The 16,754-nt window shown below is 51.4% G+C and carries 13 protein-coding genes; 6 read left to right on the top strand and 7 right to left on the bottom strand.

Going from position 1 to position 16,754, the window contains the following annotated elements; translation table 11 throughout:
* Positions 1-151: 151 nt before the first annotated feature.
* The 3 genes from GY634_RS14715 to GY634_RS14705 all read right to left on the bottom strand — a co-directional run bounded on the left by GY634_RS14715 (position 152) and on the right by GY634_RS14705 (position 6,513).
* Positions 152-2,920 (bottom strand): ATP-binding protein, encoded by a 2,769-nt coding sequence (locus GY634_RS14715; protein ID WP_166409481.1) that lies wholly within the window; start codon positions 2,918-2,920, stop codon positions 152-154.
* A gap of 165 nt (positions 2,921-3,085) precedes the next feature.
* Positions 3,086-5,956 carry an ATP-binding protein gene (locus GY634_RS14710; RefSeq protein ID WP_166409480.1) on the bottom strand — a complete coding sequence of 957 codons (2,871 nt, stop codon included), beginning with the start codon at positions 5,954-5,956 and terminating at the stop codon, positions 3,086-3,088.
* Between the two features lie 398 nt (positions 5,957-6,354).
* Positions 6,355-6,513 (bottom strand): hypothetical protein, encoded by a 159-nt coding sequence (locus GY634_RS14705; RefSeq protein WP_166409479.1) that lies wholly within the window; start codon positions 6,511-6,513, stop codon positions 6,355-6,357.
* A gap of 29 nt (positions 6,514-6,542) precedes the next feature.
* Here GY634_RS14705 and GY634_RS14700 point away from each other — a divergent pair, with 29 nt between their 5' ends.
* The 6 genes from GY634_RS14700 to GY634_RS14675 are packed head-to-tail and all read left to right on the top strand — an operon-like array spanning position 6,543 to position 12,709.
* Positions 6,543-7,547 carry a TRAP transporter substrate-binding protein gene (locus GY634_RS14700; protein WP_166409478.1) on the top strand — a complete coding sequence of 335 codons (1,005 nt, stop codon included), beginning with the start codon at positions 6,543-6,545 and terminating at the stop codon, positions 7,545-7,547.
* 2 nt (positions 7,548-7,549) lie between these two features.
* Entirely contained in the window at positions 7,550-9,466 is a 1,917-nt protein-coding gene (locus tag GY634_RS14695; RefSeq protein WP_166409477.1) for a TRAP transporter large permease, read from the top strand.
* 11 nt (positions 9,467-9,477) lie between these two features.
* A complete protein-coding gene (locus GY634_RS14690) occupies positions 9,478-10,239 on the top strand; it encodes an SDR family NAD(P)-dependent oxidoreductase (protein ID WP_166409476.1) in 762 nt (253 codons plus the stop codon).
* A 10-nt stretch (positions 10,240-10,249) separates the two neighbouring features.
* On the top strand, positions 10,250-11,035 hold the full coding sequence (locus tag GY634_RS14685; RefSeq protein WP_166409475.1) for an aspartate/glutamate racemase family protein: 786 nt from the start codon (positions 10,250-10,252) through the stop codon (positions 11,033-11,035).
* Positions 11,036-11,045: 10 nt separating this feature from the next.
* Positions 11,046-11,858, top strand: coding sequence for an IclR family transcriptional regulator domain-containing protein (locus GY634_RS14680; protein WP_166409474.1), 813 nt, complete (start codon positions 11,046-11,048; stop codon positions 11,856-11,858).
* Positions 11,837-12,709 (top strand): DNA-binding transcriptional regulator, encoded by an 873-nt coding sequence (locus GY634_RS14675; protein ID WP_166409473.1) that lies wholly within the window; start codon positions 11,837-11,839, stop codon positions 12,707-12,709. The genes GY634_RS14680 and GY634_RS14675 overlap by 22 nt, the downstream gene beginning before the upstream one ends.
* 49 nt (positions 12,710-12,758) lie before the next feature.
* Here GY634_RS14675 and GY634_RS14670 read toward each other — a convergent pair whose 3' ends face one another.
* From GY634_RS14670 to GY634_RS14655, 4 genes are all read right to left on the bottom strand, one after another.
* On the bottom strand, positions 12,759-13,631 hold the full coding sequence (locus GY634_RS14670; RefSeq protein ID WP_166409472.1) for an alpha/beta fold hydrolase: 873 nt from the start codon (positions 13,629-13,631) through the stop codon (positions 12,759-12,761).
* An 81-nt stretch (positions 13,632-13,712) separates the two neighbouring features.
* A complete protein-coding gene (gene mhpD, locus GY634_RS14665) occupies positions 13,713-14,513 on the bottom strand; it encodes a 2-keto-4-pentenoate hydratase (RefSeq protein ID WP_166409471.1) in 801 nt (266 codons plus the stop codon).
* A gap of 55 nt (positions 14,514-14,568) precedes the next feature.
* Entirely contained in the window at positions 14,569-15,516 is a 948-nt protein-coding gene (locus GY634_RS14660; RefSeq protein ID WP_166409470.1) for a 3-carboxyethylcatechol 2,3-dioxygenase, read from the bottom strand.
* Between the two features lie 321 nt (positions 15,517-15,837).
* Positions 15,838-16,725, bottom strand: a complete 888-nt coding sequence (locus tag GY634_RS14655; RefSeq protein WP_166409469.1) for an alpha/beta hydrolase — start codon at positions 16,723-16,725, stop codon at positions 15,838-15,840.
* Positions 16,726-16,754 lie beyond the last annotated feature (29 nt).

Genomic DNA, 16,754 nt, shown 5'->3' with positions numbered 1-16,754 from the left:
ATGACAATGCGTTTATCGCTGTAAAGGGTGCAAACTAGCGGGTGTGGGCTGACCTACGTAGATTTACTCTTTTTGTTAAGCATTGTAATGCTTAGACAATAGTAGGTGTCGTGTAGGAGGAAGGCAACACGCGTAGGGAATCAACACGCCACTAGGCGGGAAGATGAGCGCGTAAGGTAGCCATTGTAAGTGGCTTGGTTAACATGGCATCCATCTGTGCAGCTACCCATTCTTGGTCTTGTATGGGGTGGGCAGTGATACCAATAATACGTCCATGATAACCCCGATGGCGTAACGTACGAGCCAGTTCATAGCCATTCATGGCCGGTAGAAATAAGTCGGTGAGTATGACTTCAAAACAATCTAGCTTGGGGATATCTAGAGCCGCTTCAGCGCTCGTTTCAAGATGCACCGCCCACCCTATGATGGTTAATTGCTCTTTGAGTATTTGTCGGTTGATAGGGTTGTCATCAATCACCAGTATGTGACGCTTTTTCTCATGCATAGCCGTAGCGGAGGGAAGCGGCTCAGCGCTATAGGCGAGGGTTTGAGCTTGTTGTATCGCTATACCTATATCTTGTATAGACGTAGAAAGAGTATGAAAGAGTGTGGGGCTGGGCGATAGGGTAGGCGTGCTACCGGCTGGCAAGGTGATGACTTGGCGTCCCGTCCATTGCTTGACGCGTGCGCTAGAGCAGGGCCAAGCGCGTAACAAAATGGCCCCAGTGGTAGCAGGTTGGTCGTCATAGGGGGTAGCGTAAGCGCCCCAGTGACGTAGCCATTGGCAAAGATTGGTGATGATCTCTGGTACATCACCGGCCACATACACCGGTAGGGTTGCCAGACTTAGCGCCGGGCGGTTAAGGGCTAGTGTGCTCGATGTGGCCTCTGGTAGGGTGATCTCAAAGGTAATGCTGGTGCCCAACCCAGGTTCGCTTACTACAGCGAGCGAACCTTCCATAAGCTTGGCGAGATGTTGGCAAATAGATAGCCCTAACCCTGTGCTAGGTTGGTCTGAGCGGGAATCGTTATTACTGAAATAGGGCAAGAACAATTTTGGAATAGCGTCAGCGCTTATACCTTGCCCAGAGTCCACCACTTGAAAACGTAATGTCACAGTGTGGTTGTCATGCGATTGTAGGTACAGACGTATCACCACGTGCCCAGAAAGTGTAAATTTGATGGCGTTGCTAATTAAATTATTCAGAATTTGACTGATTTTTATCGCATCGCCTAGTACTGAAGCCAGCGCTGTAGGGGGCATGATGGCGTAGAACAGTAAGCCTTTTTGTTGCGCAAGGGCTGAAAAGGCTGAAATAGAGCTGTCTACCAACTCTTGAGGAATAAACTCACGTAGCTCCAACGACATATGACCGGCCTCTATACGTGATAGGTCCAGTGATTCACCCACGACGCGAAATAGCGTTTCGGCTGAGCGGCGTAGCGTATCCATATAGGCACTGTGCTGCGTAGAGGGGTCCGAGAGTGCCATTAATTCAAGGGTGCCCAAAATGCCGTACAAAGGGGTGCGTATTTCATGACTCATCGTGGTTAAGAACTGAGTCTTGGCGATGTTGGCGCTTTCCGCCATGTGCTGGGCATGTCGTAGTGAGGCTTCTTCGGCTTTTTCTGCGGTGACATCAATAATGGAACACAAGGCGGCGCGTTGATCTCTATAGGTCAGCGCCACAGCCTGTATACGTAAGGTGCGGCCATCGGCAAGTTCAACATCAGTGCGAAGGTTACGCTCGTGTTGGTTTGGTAAGCGCAAATACCACTGAGCATCGTTTTCCATCCACTCTGTAGCATGGCTGTTTTTTTGAAAGATGACACGGCCATCACAGCTGACTAACGCCAGTCCAATAGGGGCCATCGCAATCAGTTTTTGATTGAGCGATACGCTATCCACCAGTGTTTGCTGTTGTTGTCGCGCGGGCAGTAGCAGACGGCGGCGTATGGTTTGCGTGCCTAGTAACACGACAATAATGACCATCGCTAAGGTGATCACCGCAGTGAGTAAGGCGGTTTGACCATCGCGCAGTAAATTACTGGTAGGCACCACATAGCACACACGCAGCCCTCCTGTGCCTATGGATTTACTTAATACAATGTATTGCGGTATCCAGTCGCCACTAAAGCCAAAGTAGTCTTTGGGTGGACAATCTAGGTTAGCGGAAATGGCTGTGTTGCTACTGTATAGCAGGCTTTGCCTGTGGGTGTCGAACAGGGAGTACGTTGTATTGGGTGGTGGTGGCGTAATGGTTAACGCATTGCCTATATTGTTGAACTCCATCCCTAGCCAGCCGCTTTCTGGGTTGTCGCGATTAAGTGGAGTGTAAGCCACCAAATTGAGGCTAAGACTATCGGTTTGCGGTAGCCAGACGATGGTGGTTTGACGATCCGGTAAATCGGCATTAAAGGGCTTTAAGCGCAACGAGAGGGGCGGTGTTTGTGGTTGCCAACGCAGTCGTCCCCCTGTGGTGGCGAGTTTATAGGTGAGGGTTGAATCTACAGAGCTGAATACCAAGGTGCCGTTTCGTCGAATGGCCTTCCAGTGCCTACGTGTGAGTAGTAGTTGATAGCGATTTTTGGCATCAGAAGAGGGGATAGCCAGAGGAAGCAATGTTTGTGTAGCGGGTACTAGTGTGGCGACTTCTATAGCCGGTACCGCCGTTGCCGCGATAGCGCGTAACAGTGTTTCACGCTGATCAAAAAACAGCTGTGCTCTATCTGCCGTACTGTTCAGGTGACGTCGGTATTCAGAAACTAAATGGGTGGCGGTGGTATATAAGTAGGCGCTTGTTCCTAGACACGCACAGAGAATAAGAATGACGGCGAGCGCACCCAGCAGTACGCTGGGAAAGCGCGGCACTGGAGGGATAGTTTGGGTGTTGCTAGAGCGTAGTGGTTGCGCTTGCATGGTGACTTATTGATCAAGCGTAGTGGGAGCGTGCGATACCTACTTGCACCAGAGTGTCAGTAGTACGTACTTCCCAAGCTTAGGTCATAGTGCAGGAAAAGAGTTTGGGACTATTCCTAAAAAGCACAGCCACCACGACCCGTGATCGGCCTTCAGCAAGACGATTTAAGCGATGTGATTCAGAATGTTCGCTAACGCATCATCTGAAATAGGTTTGAGCAGTACTTCATTAACGCCTGCATCAAGATAACGCTGCTTTTCTATGGCGTCGGTGCTGGCTGTTAACGCCACTATCCAGCAGGGTGTGCGTGTACCAGATTGTTCGTGTTCACGTACCCGTTTCACCAGATCAATCCCATTTAAGCGAGGCATTTGGCCGTCTGTAATCAGAACGTGGTAAGGATGTTGCTGCCATAACTCCCAGGCCCGTTCGCCATCTTCTGCGCCAGTAACGGTGTATCCTAAGTCTTCCAGTTTTTGTGTCAGCACTAAAAGATTAAGAGCGTGGTCTTCGGCGACCAAAATATGCAGTGCTTCTGCAGGCACGGGGGCTTTAGCGACGGGGGGCTGTATAGGCCGGGGAGTGGAAGGCAGTGGTGTGGCGAGCGCTAAGGTCAGTGTAACCGTGAATGTAGACCCTTTACCGACTTGGCTACGTAAGCGGATGGTCCCGCCCATATGTTGCACGAGGCGCTGCGTAATATGCAGTCCTAAACCACTTCCCACACTGTGTTCGTGCTGTGTAGCAGCCACTTGTGAGTACGGTCTAAATAGACGCTTTTGGTCGTCGGCGGAAATACCAGGACCGCTGTCAGTAATATCGATGACAACGTGCAAGTGCGTGGCGTCGTTGTGGGCCGTCGCTTTCAAGCAGACTGTTCCCGTGTGAGTGAATTTGATGGCGTTGCCAAGCAGATTGAAGAGTATCTGTTTGAGATGCAGGGGGTCTACGGTGACCCATGTGTCTACGTTGTCATCAATGTGCGTGTGTAGCTCAAGTTGTTTTCTATAGGCTAAGCCCTGCATAAGGCTAGCCATATTTTCTATTAGGGGTTTGAGTGCCACCGTTTTGGGTACAGAGTCTATCAGCCCTGATTCGATACGATGTAGATCCAGCACATCGCCCAACAGCATCAACATGCCTTGTGCTGTATCGTGTGCGGCAGATAAGTATGAGCGAGCCTTGTCAGGTATTTTGTTGTCTGTTTGGGCAAGGTCTAACAAACCGATAACGGCGCTTACTGGCGTGCGTATTTCGTGACTCATGGTGGCTAGAAAAATGCTTTTTGCCTCATTGGCCGCATCGGCACGTCGTTCAGCACGACGTGTACGTTTTATTTGTCTAACGAGGTAAAACCCCCAGATCAGGGAAACGGCACTGATCAAGGCGAGCAAGCCTGCCAGACGTAGCAGCCATTGCCGGTATTTGCGCCAGAAACTCCACTCAGTAGAGGCGTGACTAGGCTCCCAGTGCCGAACAATTTCGGCTATTTCCTCGGGTGAAATCGAAAGCTGTGCTTTGTCTAAAATACTGAAGAGCTCGGGTTCGCTACTTTGTAGCGCAATGCTAACGGGTCTGGCGTAGTCATCTAAGATGCCAATGAGCTCCAGTCGGTTGTTGAGCTGCAACGCATTGGCAAATCGGGCTGCATAGTCGCTCCCCACAAACACATCACTTTTTCCCTCGGCGACACTGTGCAAGGCTTGCAGCAGTGTAGGGTAGGTTTGTAAGGTGATATTTGGGTGTGATTGGCGTATCAATGCATCAATAAAGTAACCCTCGACAATGGAGACACGTTGTCCTTCCAACTCAGCGAGGTGATGCACTCTGCCCCTATCTTTGGCAGTAGGGGGCGATTCTGGTGTGGCGGGGGCCATCACAATGACCGATGTGCGTAAATAAGGCAGCATCACATCTACGTTATCGGGCGTACTGTGAGAAGGGGCATACACCGGCGTTAGCAAAGCGGTTTGTTTTTTTAATGCAGCATCCAGCTCAGCATAGTTTTGGGCGTTGATGTACTCAAACTCTAGCCCGCTGCGTTGGCTAATCAGGGCCAGGTAGTCTGGCCCTATGCCTTGTGGGTTGCCCTTGGCATCGAACGAGCCCAGTGCACCCAGCGAGTTATTCAGCACTACAGGGATGACAGGGTGAGCGGCTAACCAGCGGTTTTCTATTGGACTTAAGGCAATGCGGTCGTTGCCTAAGCGTAGTTGTCTACCGCCACTCCAACTGCGAAGAATCATCTCGCCGTATTCGTCTGACACTTTAGGAGTAGCGTAATTAATGTAGTTCAGCAGAGCATGGTCACTTTTCTTGAGCATGAACCCAAACCCACCACTGTCCACGGGGGCAAAGCTTTGTATGCTGAGATTAATGAGGTAGTTAACACTAATCAGGTAGTGGGCCGAAACCGCATCGGTTAGCACCGCATTGACCTCGCCCAAACTTAAGGCATCCAGCGCGCGTCTCGGTGAGGCATACATCAACAGTTGGCTGTTAGGGTAGGCGGACGTTACCCATTCCTCGGCCACATAGCCCGGTGTCAAGGCGATGCGTGTCGCAGGCGCTAGTGAATCAAACGGGGCATCTTTATTGACAACCAGTACAGCTTGATCAAGCTGGTAGGGTACAGAAAGCTGTAGGTCATTGTTCTTGGCTTCTATGGTGCTGCCTCCCCCGATCATATCAATATCACCACGACGTACGGCCTCTAGTGCGGTTGCTCTGGAGGGAAAATAAACCACGCGCACGTGTTGCTCAAAGAGCAACCCTAGGTAATCAGCGGTGATGCCCTGTAGTCGCTCGCCATCCAGAATAGAAAAAGGAGGGTAGTCGGGAAGTGTGACGCCGATAGTGAGCTGCCCGCGCGTAGCAAGCGCTTTATATAAGGGGCTTTGCATCCAGACATTGTGCGCAGGAGTGATGCGAGGGGAGAGCGTGAAAGGGGCTGGCTCAGCGGTTACGGGCAGAGGGAGTAGCACCGCAACAAGCATCAGAAACAAACAGATGATCCGGCTGTAAAGCAATGTCATGGAGGCTCCTTCTTGCCATCCCTAGGCTCGGTAAGCGTGGTGCGTTAGCACGCATTTCTCAAGATGTTTTTAAGCATTACAGAATACGGCTGTTCTTACGCTAAAACAACTATCTCTCACCTGCACGAGACAGAAACGACACAGCCGTTTTGAGGGGCGCTTTACGGTGTTTTGCAGGATGTGGGGTGTGGCATTTTCCACTCAATAGAACAAAAGGTATTCAGACTTTTTTGGTAGGTAGATCGTGCTGTGATCGGTGGCGTAGTGGTTTTTGTAAACACTGTTACATCCCTTTTATACACTTGAAGTATATGAAAAGTTCATCTGGTAAACAGTAAAGAAAGGGGCGAAAACAAAGCAAATAAAGGCTTATGGGGTTATCCCTGAAATAGTGTTTACTAGATGAACACTTTAAGGATTTCGATTGCCCAGCTATCTGTGAGTGTGTGTAATAGCGAAACCTTGCCGTACGGACCTGTAGACAAGGGATCAAAACCAGTGAATGGCACGGCCGCGTAACCCGCCACAGGAGCGCGCAGTGCGAGGTAGCTCAGCACAGTAAGCCAATCAAAATACGGAGATAACGATGAAACGAATCCTCATGGCAGCACTCTGCACTTTCTCTTTAACGTGCGGGATGACAGCGACAGCTAAGCCTACAACATTAAAGTTCGCCAACTTTGCGGGGCCCACCGCGTATTTGACCAAAGGCATGTTTGAGCCGTTGATCAAAGACATAGAAGAAGACTCACAAGGTACGCTGAAAATTCAGTTGTACTCGGGTGGCTCGTTGGTGAAGGCCGAGGATACTTTTGACGCAGTGCGTCGTGGTTTGGTAGACATGGGCTGGGGCGTGACGGGTTACACACCAGGTCGCTTCAAAGTGGGTGATATTCCTGAGATCCCATTTCAAGCACGTACCGTAGGCGAGGCCTCTACAGGCGTTTGGCGTTTGTACGAAGAGGGCTTGATGGACGGCTTTGACGACGTCAAAGTATTTGCGCTGGTGTCTTCCGGTATTTTGACTGGGCACAGCGTGAGTGAAATCGATTCGTTGGACGATTTTAAAGGCCAGCGTATTCGTGCTGCAGGCCCGTTGGCGAGTGCATCCGTAGAAGCACTGGACATTATTCCCGTTGGCTTACCGGTATCGCAAACAGCGGAAAACCTGTCTAAGAAGACACTAAGCGGCAGCTTGAACGATTGGAACGCGGTGTACACCTGGCAGGTGTTGGATTTCGTGCCTTACCACATTGATGTGCCTATGGGCTCAAGCACCGTATTTTTGGTGATTAATAAACGTGCTTACGATCGCTTGGCGCCAGAAGCAAAAGCGGCATTAGAAAAACATGGCGGTGCTAATTTTTTACCACGTTGGTCTGAGGGCTTGGGCGGGGAAAACGAACGACTGCGTGCTCAGTTGGCTGAAAACCCCGCACACACCATTGTGGTGCCTAAGGAAGAGGACGTGGCGCGTTGGTCGGCGGCAGTACAACCGGTGATTGATGCGTGGATCGCCAACACACCAGAGGGCGAACGTATCTGGGAAGTGTATACCCAGGCCATCGAATCCCAACGCGGAGCGCAATAACCATGAGCTCAGCCACTATCGCGGGCATTTCTGCCAAGGCTGATTGGGAAGACCAGTTCTGTAAGGTTATGGCGTGGGCAGTGCTGACACTACTGTTGGTGGTGTCAGCGGGTACGTTAGTGGATATTTTGCTGCGTGCCTTTACACCGTATACCGTACGCGGGCTGTTCGAGTTGAATGGCCTGTTTATGGCCATTATTGTGGCAGGCCTATCGGGGCTGGTGTTTGTGCGCCATTTGAATATCCGTATGGATGTGATGAAGGCTGTAGCAGGCAGCAATCAGCATGCGGTGCGTTTGGTGTGCGAAGTGGCCGAAGTGCTGGTGTTTGGTTGGCTGGCTACGGCACTACTGTTTCGCGCGCTAGATGCGCAAGAGTACGGTGAGAAAACGATGGTGGTGGGCTGGCATACCGCAGGATGGTGGGCGGCAGCTGGCTTACTGATGTCATTAGCCGTGCTGACGGTATTGATTCAAACCCTGAAGCATTGGTACGCACTATTTAAAGATCGCGGTTACGCCGAGCCGGGTTTCTGGCGTGGTGCATTGGTGACGCTGGGTACTATTGCTGTATGTGTGGCATTAACCGCGTTATTTATCAATGACGATAACAGCCCAGGCATGCAAGCGGGTATGGCATTTTTAGTGCTGTATTTACTGATCGCTGCACAGATACCCATTGGCGTATCACTCTTGATTGTGGGGGTAGCCAGCTTAGCGTTGACCATGGGGGGTGAGCAGGCGCTAGTGGTATCCCAAAACGAAGTGGGCCGTGCCTTAACGAGCATGGACATGGCTGCTATTCCGCTGTTCTTGCTCATGGGGAATTTCGCGACATGGGCTGGGTTGTCTGGTGATATTTTCAACTCAGGTACAGCTTTGTTGGGGTCACGTCGCGGCGGTTTGGCCATGGCCTCTGTGCTGGGCTGTGGTGGTTTTGGGGCGATTTGTGGCTCTTCTATTGCCACTACAGCCACCTTTGGCAAAGTAGCTTTTGTAGAAATGGAGCGTCGCAACTACGCGCACAGTTTGGCGGCAGGTTGTATTGCTGCAGGCGGTACGTTGGGGGCGCTGATTCCACCCTCTGTTGTGCTCATTGTGTACTGTGTGGTGGTTGAAGAGTCCATTCAGATTGCTTTCCAAGCGGCACTGATTCCAGGGGTGTTGGCGCTGACTATGTATGTGTTGGCCATTTTCGTGTCGGTGCGACTCAAGCCTAGCTTGGCCCCTGATGTGGAAGAGTTCAACTGGCCTGTGGCGCGAGCTGCTTTGGTGAAAGCGTGGCGACCCGTGTTGTTGTTTGCGCTGGTCTTGGGCGGCTTGTATGGCGGGATGTTCACCACGCAAGAAGCCGCTTCTGTAGGGGCATTGCTAGCCTTTGTGTTTGCTGTCAGCACCAAAGGTTTCACGCTGGAAAAATTCAAAGCCTCATTGATTGATACAGCGATTAATGCGGGTGCTATTTATGTGATTTTCATCGGCGCGAATATCTTCGCAAGCTTCATGAGCTTCACTGATATTGCACAACTGGTGTTGAGCATTATCGATCTAGAAACCATGCCTAAATGGTTGATTCTTTTCGGCTTAGTGGTGTTTTACCTGTTGCTGGGGACGGTATTCGATACGTTGGCTGCCGTGTTGGTAACCACGCCGTTGGTCGTGCCCCTGATTATAGGTATGGATTACGATCTGATTTGGTGGGGTGTGGTGACCTTGTCGCTAGTAGAGATAGGCATGATTACACCGCCGTTAGGTATGAATGTATTTGTTATGCGTAGTGTGGTGGGCGATAGATTGCCACTCTCTACGATTTTCCGAGGCGTTACCCCTTTCTTGGTCGCCGATTTAATCCGCGTCATTCTGCTTACATCGTTCCCAATTATTACGATGTGGTTGCCTAGTGTGCTGAGCGGTAATTAAGGAGTATAGACATGACTGAAAATCGTATTGCATTGGTGACTGGGGCGGCTGGCGGTATTGGCCAAGCCGTATGCAGAGCCTTAGCAGAACAAGGTTTGCAAGTGGTGTTGGCTGATTTAGAGCTAGCACCTGTGCAAGCGGTGATGGAAAGCTTGCCCGGTCACGGGCACCGCGCTGCTAGCGTAGACATTAGCAACGTGGCATCGGTAGAGCAGTTGTTCGCAAGTTTGCTTGACGACGGTGTGCAGGTGTCAGTGTTGGTCAATACCGCAGCAATTTCGCCAGTGGGTGAGGGTGGTGCTGTGATTGATGTCAAAGGTACTACACCCGAACTGTGGGAAAAGGTATTTGCGGTGAATGCGTTTGGTACCTATGCTGTGTGCCGCGCTTTTGTCATGCAAGTGGGTGACAACACCCAACATGGTCGCATCATTAACTTTGCCTCTACGGGTGCGCAGTTGGGCGGTTACCGTTCGTGTACCGCTTACGTGGCGAGTAAAGCGGCAGTGATCGCCTTTACTAAAGCCTTAGCCCGTGAAATGGCGCCCTTGAACATTACGGCTAACGTGGTTTCACCTGGGTTGATCGATACGCCCATGTTGCGTACACGTTTAGCCCCCGAGGACGATCATAAGTCAGTAGGGTTGGTACCGTTGTCGCGCGTAGGGTTGCCCGAAGAAGTGGCCGCCGCAGTGAGCTATTTAGTAGAACCTAAAGCCGCTTACGTGACTGGCAGTACGCTGGACGTTAACGGCGGCTACTACATGGTGTAAGGAGGCTGTGATGAAAATCTGGCATCAGTCCAGCGTAGATCTGGATAACTACCCTGTGTATAAGGCATCGTTGGCACAGCACTATGCACGTATTGCTAACCCCGGTACCGAAATCGTGTTGCATGGCGTACCTGAATCCATGTGGCACGGAAAATCACCTAGCGAAGTGATGAAGGTGCCGTATGCCTATCACAAAGCCATGAGCCGACAGCTTTTGCACAATGTGCACCAAGCCGAAAAAGAAGGCTATGACGCATTTGTGATTGGCACTTATACCGAGCCCCTTCTGCGCGAATGTCGATCATTGGTGGATATACCCGTGATCTCCATGCCAGAAAGCACAGTGCTAATGTCGTGTTCAATGGCGCAGCAAATAGGCTTGGTGACCTTAAACGAGGAAAACCTGTGGTTCCTCAAAAACGCTATGCACCGTCATCGCTTTGAGTCGCGCATCAGTGGCATTTATGTGATTGAGCCGCAGTTGCCTGAACGCAGTATTGAGCAGGTGTTTTTAGACCCTAGCGAATACATTGCGGCGTTCACAGAAACAGCACGCCGCGCTATAGCCGAGGGGGCTGATATTATTGTGCCCGCTGAAGGGCTGGTAGCAGAAGTATTAGCCGCTAATGACATTTATGAAATCGATGGTGTGAGTGTGCTGGATGGCGTGGGTGCGCCGCTACTGTACGCAGAGATGTTGGCAAGGCTGCATAAGCTAACAGGTTTGCATGCTGGCAGACGTTGGCACTACGTTAAGCCTAGCGATGACATGCTAAAGCTGTATCCACCTATTTGAGACACAATCTATGCCAGAAACGGATATCTACCCCAGAGTCAGAGCCTTAGAGCGTGGTTTAGAGCTTATAGGCGCGTTAAGTGATCTGGGTTGGGCAACGCCAGGAGAATTGGCAAAGTACACCGGCATACACCGAGCCACCGTCTACCGCCTGCTGTTTACCTTAGAGCAGGCGGGCTACGTGTATTTGCGCTCAGGTGATGGGCGGTATTTCTTAACCAAGCATTTCCGCCGTTTTGCCGATAGTGTGAAAGACGAGGATTGGGTAGTGCAGGTCATTGGCCCTTATATGGGGCGTTTGCTTGCGCAGGTGCAATGGCCTAGCGACTTTGCCACCTTTACCTCGGGGCATTTGGAAATTCGTGAATCCACGCACCGCTTTAGTCCCATGTCGGTAAACCGTGCCATGGTGGGTAAAACACGCCCGCTGTTGCGTTCCGCAATGGGTATTGCCATCTTGAGCGAAGTGGCGGATGAAAGCTTAGAGCAAATGTTGGACTTAGCGAGCCTAGTACAACCGGATGGCGTGTCTAAAGATGAGATGCGCCACGAGTTGCTTCAACGCTGTATTGAAGCGCGTCGTTTGGGTTATGCCGAGTCCTCGGGTGGTACAGAACCCAACATTAGTGCGATTGCCTACCCTGTGTGTTGGCGTAATCGCGTTTTGGGTGCGATCAACATTATCTTTTTTAGAAGCGCGATGACGCCGGCCAAAGCGGCTGAACGTTATTTGGATGCGCTGCATAAATGCGTGCGCGACATCGAAAGCGAATTGGATTCCCTACCTTTGGGAGAGTACGGATGGCCCAGGTACAAGCCTTAAGAGCTTCCCCGTCGTGGGTGGCTGAACATCTGGTGGTCAATGAGTGGGACGAGTCGGATGACGCGTCTAGCTATAGGCCCATTGAAAGCCTGCGTCGCGGTTTAGAAATACTGCGTAGTCTGAATCAGGCGGCAGGTGGTTACGCCTCGATTAAGGAAATCAGCGCGGCCACTGGCATACATAGAACCACCGTGCGACGCATGTTAGAAACGCTGCAAAACGAAGGCTATGTACGTCGCAATGCCGCTGATGAATGCTATAGCCTGAATCAGAAAGTACGTCAGCTAAGTGATGGTTTTACCGACGAAGACTGGGTGTCTCAGATTGCCAGTGAGGCGTTAAAACGCTTGCAGCAGAAAGCCGTGTGGCCTTCTGATTTATGCGTGTTAGATGGGGCCAGCATGGTGGTGCGTGAAACCACGCATAGGTTTAGCCCCTTGTCGTTTCATAAAGCCATGATACGTAGACGCATGCCTATTTTGTTTACGGCAGTAGGGCGTGCGTACTTGAGTGCGTGCCCAGATTCAGAGCGTGATGAAATTCTGCATTTACTGCGGTCGGGGTCTGACGAACAAGCCCGTTTGGCGCGCAATCCACAACTGGTGTCAGCGCTATTACAAAAAACCTGGGAACAGGGCTTTGGTTCCAATGATGGCGACTGGCATGAGCAAACACGTATGGGGGCCATTGCTTTGCCTATTTGCTATGGGCAGCGCGTGTTGGGGTGTTTGAATATTATTTTCACTAAAAACGCGATGAGCACCCGCGAAGCAGAACAGCGGTTATTGCCTGCTTTGCGTGCAACTGTAGATGAGATAGAAGCACACTTACACAGTGCAGGTGGGTGGTAACGTTGCAGGATTAGGGTATAAAAAAGGGCGGCCTAGGCCGCCCTTTTGTTTAGTCTCTTCTACTGAAAAATTCAATCACCATGTTGTTGAACTTATCGGCATGCTCCCATTGTGCCCAGTGACCACAACGACTGAAAATATGGAACTCAGCATCGGCCATGCCCCACAGCAGACGCAGACCAATATCCATGGGTACAAAGCGGTCGTCACGGCCCCAGATAATCAGTGCAGGTGCTTTGATCTCACCCAAGCGTGGCCCGAAGTCAGGGAACTGACGTGGGTTAGCTTCCAGACTTTTCACGAAGTTGTCCAAGTGCTCACGGCGGGACAGCATGTTGTCCAAACGGGCTTGGAATAGCTCTTCAGTAAGGTTTTTGGTGTCGAACACAAACACTTGCATCATGCGACGCAGGTTCTCAATCGTAGGCTCGCGGTACAGTGCTTGCAGCAGTTTGATGCCTTCAGCAGGCATAGGCACAAACTGGCTAGGGCCACCGGTGCCGCCGCCCATTAAAACGATTTTGCCGATGCGCTCTGGGTTGGCCAGCGAGAAAGCAACGGTGCTGTGGCCGCCCATGGAGTTACCAATGATGTGCGCACGCTCGATGTTCAGTACATCCAACAAGCCTTTCAGAGCACGGCCGTTCAAGTCAGAGCGTGAACCTGTACAAACGATAGGATCACTTTTGCTCCAACCGGGGCAGTCCATCAAAATAACTCTGAAGCCTGCATCGTACAAAGGCTGCACGTTACGGTTGAAGTTGGCCCAACCACTAGCACCAGGGCCTGAGCCGTGGATCATCACCACAACAGGGCCGTTGCCGCCTGTGTCGTTGTAGTGAATTTGTAGGTCTAGGTCTTGCTCTTTGATATGGGCGAAGCGGCTGGTGCTGGCTTCAGTGTGTAGCACGGTTGTGGTCATGATGATTCCTTGTCATTGATCGGTGCGGTAAGCGCCGGGAAATGCGAGAGGAGCAGGCAGCTAGCCACCTGCACAACAGAGTTAGTCGAAATGCACGGACACAGGGCCCATGCCAGCAATCTTGACGTTGAAATGTTGGCCGCTTTTAGCAACAGCCATAGGGCCTAGGGCACCAGTCAGCACGATATCGCCAGCTTGTAAGGGGCGACCGCACTTCACCATGGTGTTGGCGAGCCATACCGCTGCGTTGAGCGGATTACCCAAGCAGGCTTTACCATTACCGCGTGAAACCACTTCACCATTGCATTCCATTTCCATGGCGCAGTCCGTTAGGTCTAGGTCACGCAGCAACACGGGTTGGCTGCCCAGTACAAATAAACCGCTGGACGCGTTGTCAGCAACGGTGTCTATAAAACGTATGTCCCAGTTCGCAATGCGACTGTCTACGACTTCAATAGCGGGTAAGCAGTATTCAGTGGCGTTGATGAGATCAGCGTAGTTATGGAATTCGTGGTTCAGATCACGCCCAATCACTAATGCGATTTCGGCTTCTGCTTTGGGTTGAATCAGGCGACCTGCAGCAATAGAGGCGTTGTCACCAATGTGCATGTCGTCAAAGAGCATACCGAAGTCGGGCTGGTCTACGCCTAGTTGTGCTTGTACGGCTAAGGAAGTAAGACCAATTTTTCGGCCTACTAAACGACGGCCTTGTTCCAGAGCAAAGCGAGTGTTCGCTTCTTGTACGGCGTAAGCCGTTTCGGCATTGGCGTGTTGCAGGCGATCGCGTAGGGCGGCAATGGCTTCACCTTGCTCGGCGGCGCGACGTAGGGCCAGCGCGGCATCGGCAATACTAAGCGGTGAGGTGTGAGTATCTTGTGTCATAGCGCAAAAGTCCTAATAACTAGAGACGGTTAGGAGGTGGCGTGGCAGGTCTGTGTTAGGCCGGGTCGGCACTCATCACACCGTAGCCAGCAATCCATTCATTCACGGGGCGGTAGTAGTCTTTTTGGCCGTTGTACTGGCCCATGGCTGATAACGCGGCAAAGGCAGCAATCCAAGTACGTACTTCATGGGTAGAGCGGCCCGCTGTTTTAGAGATGACGTCAATTTCGAAGTCATCGACCTTGTGTAAGTCTTGGTTGATCAGCAAGTCCATGAACGCGTGATCCCATTCTTGATTAAGCGGAGTGAGGTCGCAGTCAGGGGTGCCGAAGATCTTGCCCGTGGCTAAGGTACGAGCTTGGCGTGCGGCACGCGCTTCAGGGGTAGGGTTGCGCCCCGAGATTAAAAACTCGGAGATTTCGGGTTTTGCACCTGAAAACACAGGCACGGGTGGTTCGTGCGACAAACCGCCCGATCCTAAAATCAGCACGCGTTTGTTTAGCCCCGCAATGAACTTACCTACGGCTTCACCCAGCAGGCGAATGCGGCGGTATGGTGCAAAGGGTGGTGCTACAGAGTTGATAATGATAGGAATCACCGGGTAGCGCGTCAGGCTGCCTGTCATTTCTTCCAGAATTTGGGTGCAGCCGTGATCCACTTGCAAACGGTGAGACAGAGCAACATCCAGATCGCTGTCTAGTAGATGGCGTACTAGGTCTAGCGCCAGTTTGTCAGGAATGGCCAGAGGGCCGGGCAGGGTTTTGTAGTCAGCTACAGATTCTGCTGCGGTGGCAACCACAAAAGGGGGCATCAAGTCGTAAAACAACCCGTTGTAGTGGTCGGGTGCAAAGACCACAATAAGTTCTGGATCAAAGGCTTCAACTTCAGCACGCGCTGCAGCGATGACGGCATCGACTTCGGCGACTACGCCAGGGGCAGGGTCATTGAGACCGCGCAAAGGGGTGTGCGACAGGCACTTAAGCTTAACAACGCTGGTACTCATAGAATCTCCAGATTTCGGGGCTGACTCGGCGGTCTCCATCATGGGCGCCGATTCAGAATGGCTTGTTAGGTAATGAGGTAGGAAAGTAAACGCGCTTTATGCCGCAAGGTGTATCGCCACTTGCAGGCAAGAGGGCGTCATTTCTGTCTCGGTATCTTGGTTGTGGAATGTGCGTAGGCACACTCGTCTTTGTATGAACTGATTTTATGGATGGCCGTGATAGCACACAAAAATAGTTGTTTGCAGGTGCACTCTGTGCACCGCTAGAGGCCATAAAAAAATCCAGCAGGGTGAGTGCTGGATTTTTAGGAGTTATGCCGTTTAGCGTTTAGCGGCAAGGCGCAGAGCAGGTTTTAAGGATGCGCCTAACATTTGGCCGTGATGTAAATCCACGAAATTCTCATACACGATATTCACCCCCGCTTTTTGCAAGTCATGAGCGATGTCTTTAGCCGACCAACTGGTGCGGGAGTCGTTCGCTGATCTACTGGCAGAACGATTGCCGCCTTCCATAACCAGAATTTCTTTATCTAGAGCATCATTGGGGTTAAAGGCTGTAGCGATGGTGTTGACCAACAGGCCGTCATACCACCACAGCGATGGATCACCTGCGACATAGCGTTGGTATAAGTTGGGATGAGTAAATAAGGTGTACATCGTAAACAGCCCACCATAAGAATGCCCCCACAAAGTTTGGCGAGAATGGTCGGTAGGTGCACGCAAGTCCACCTCTGGTTTAATGCGTGTTTCGATAAAGTTCACAAACACCTCTGCGCCGCCTCCACGCCGACCACGAACCTCTACGTCGCGCTGTTCAACCCCGTCTTTAAAAACAGGGGGAGTGTAGTCGTAAGCACGTGCATTGGTATCATGGCTACCCTCAACGTCGTAACCAATAGCCACCAAAACAGTGGGTGACAACGCATCCATCGCAGCCAAGTCAGTTGTATCGATATTGGTCAGTGCCGCATTACCATCCAGCATGTAGATCACCGGAAAACCTGTAGCAGGAGCGGGGCGTTTCGGGATGCCTACTTGCACCTTGTAATGACGCTCGCCATCGTCAGACGATAACGTGAAGGTTTCAAATCTATAGGTGTCTAGTTCTTGGTCCGCGATAGAAGTAGTGTTGGTTTGTGCTGTGGTAGCTGTGGCATAAGCTAAAAATAGGGTGGTCACACTAACGAGAAGACGGCGTAATACAATCATTAGCAGCTATTCTTAATTTGAGAATGGAA

Source organism: Paenalcaligenes suwonensis (assembly GCF_011290505.1).
GTDB classification, from domain to species: Bacteria; Pseudomonadota; Gammaproteobacteria; order Burkholderiales; family Burkholderiaceae_B; genus Paenalcaligenes; species Paenalcaligenes suwonensis.
Note: the sequence above shows the minus strand (reverse complement) of the source record. Positions and strands in the feature narration are given on the sequence as shown.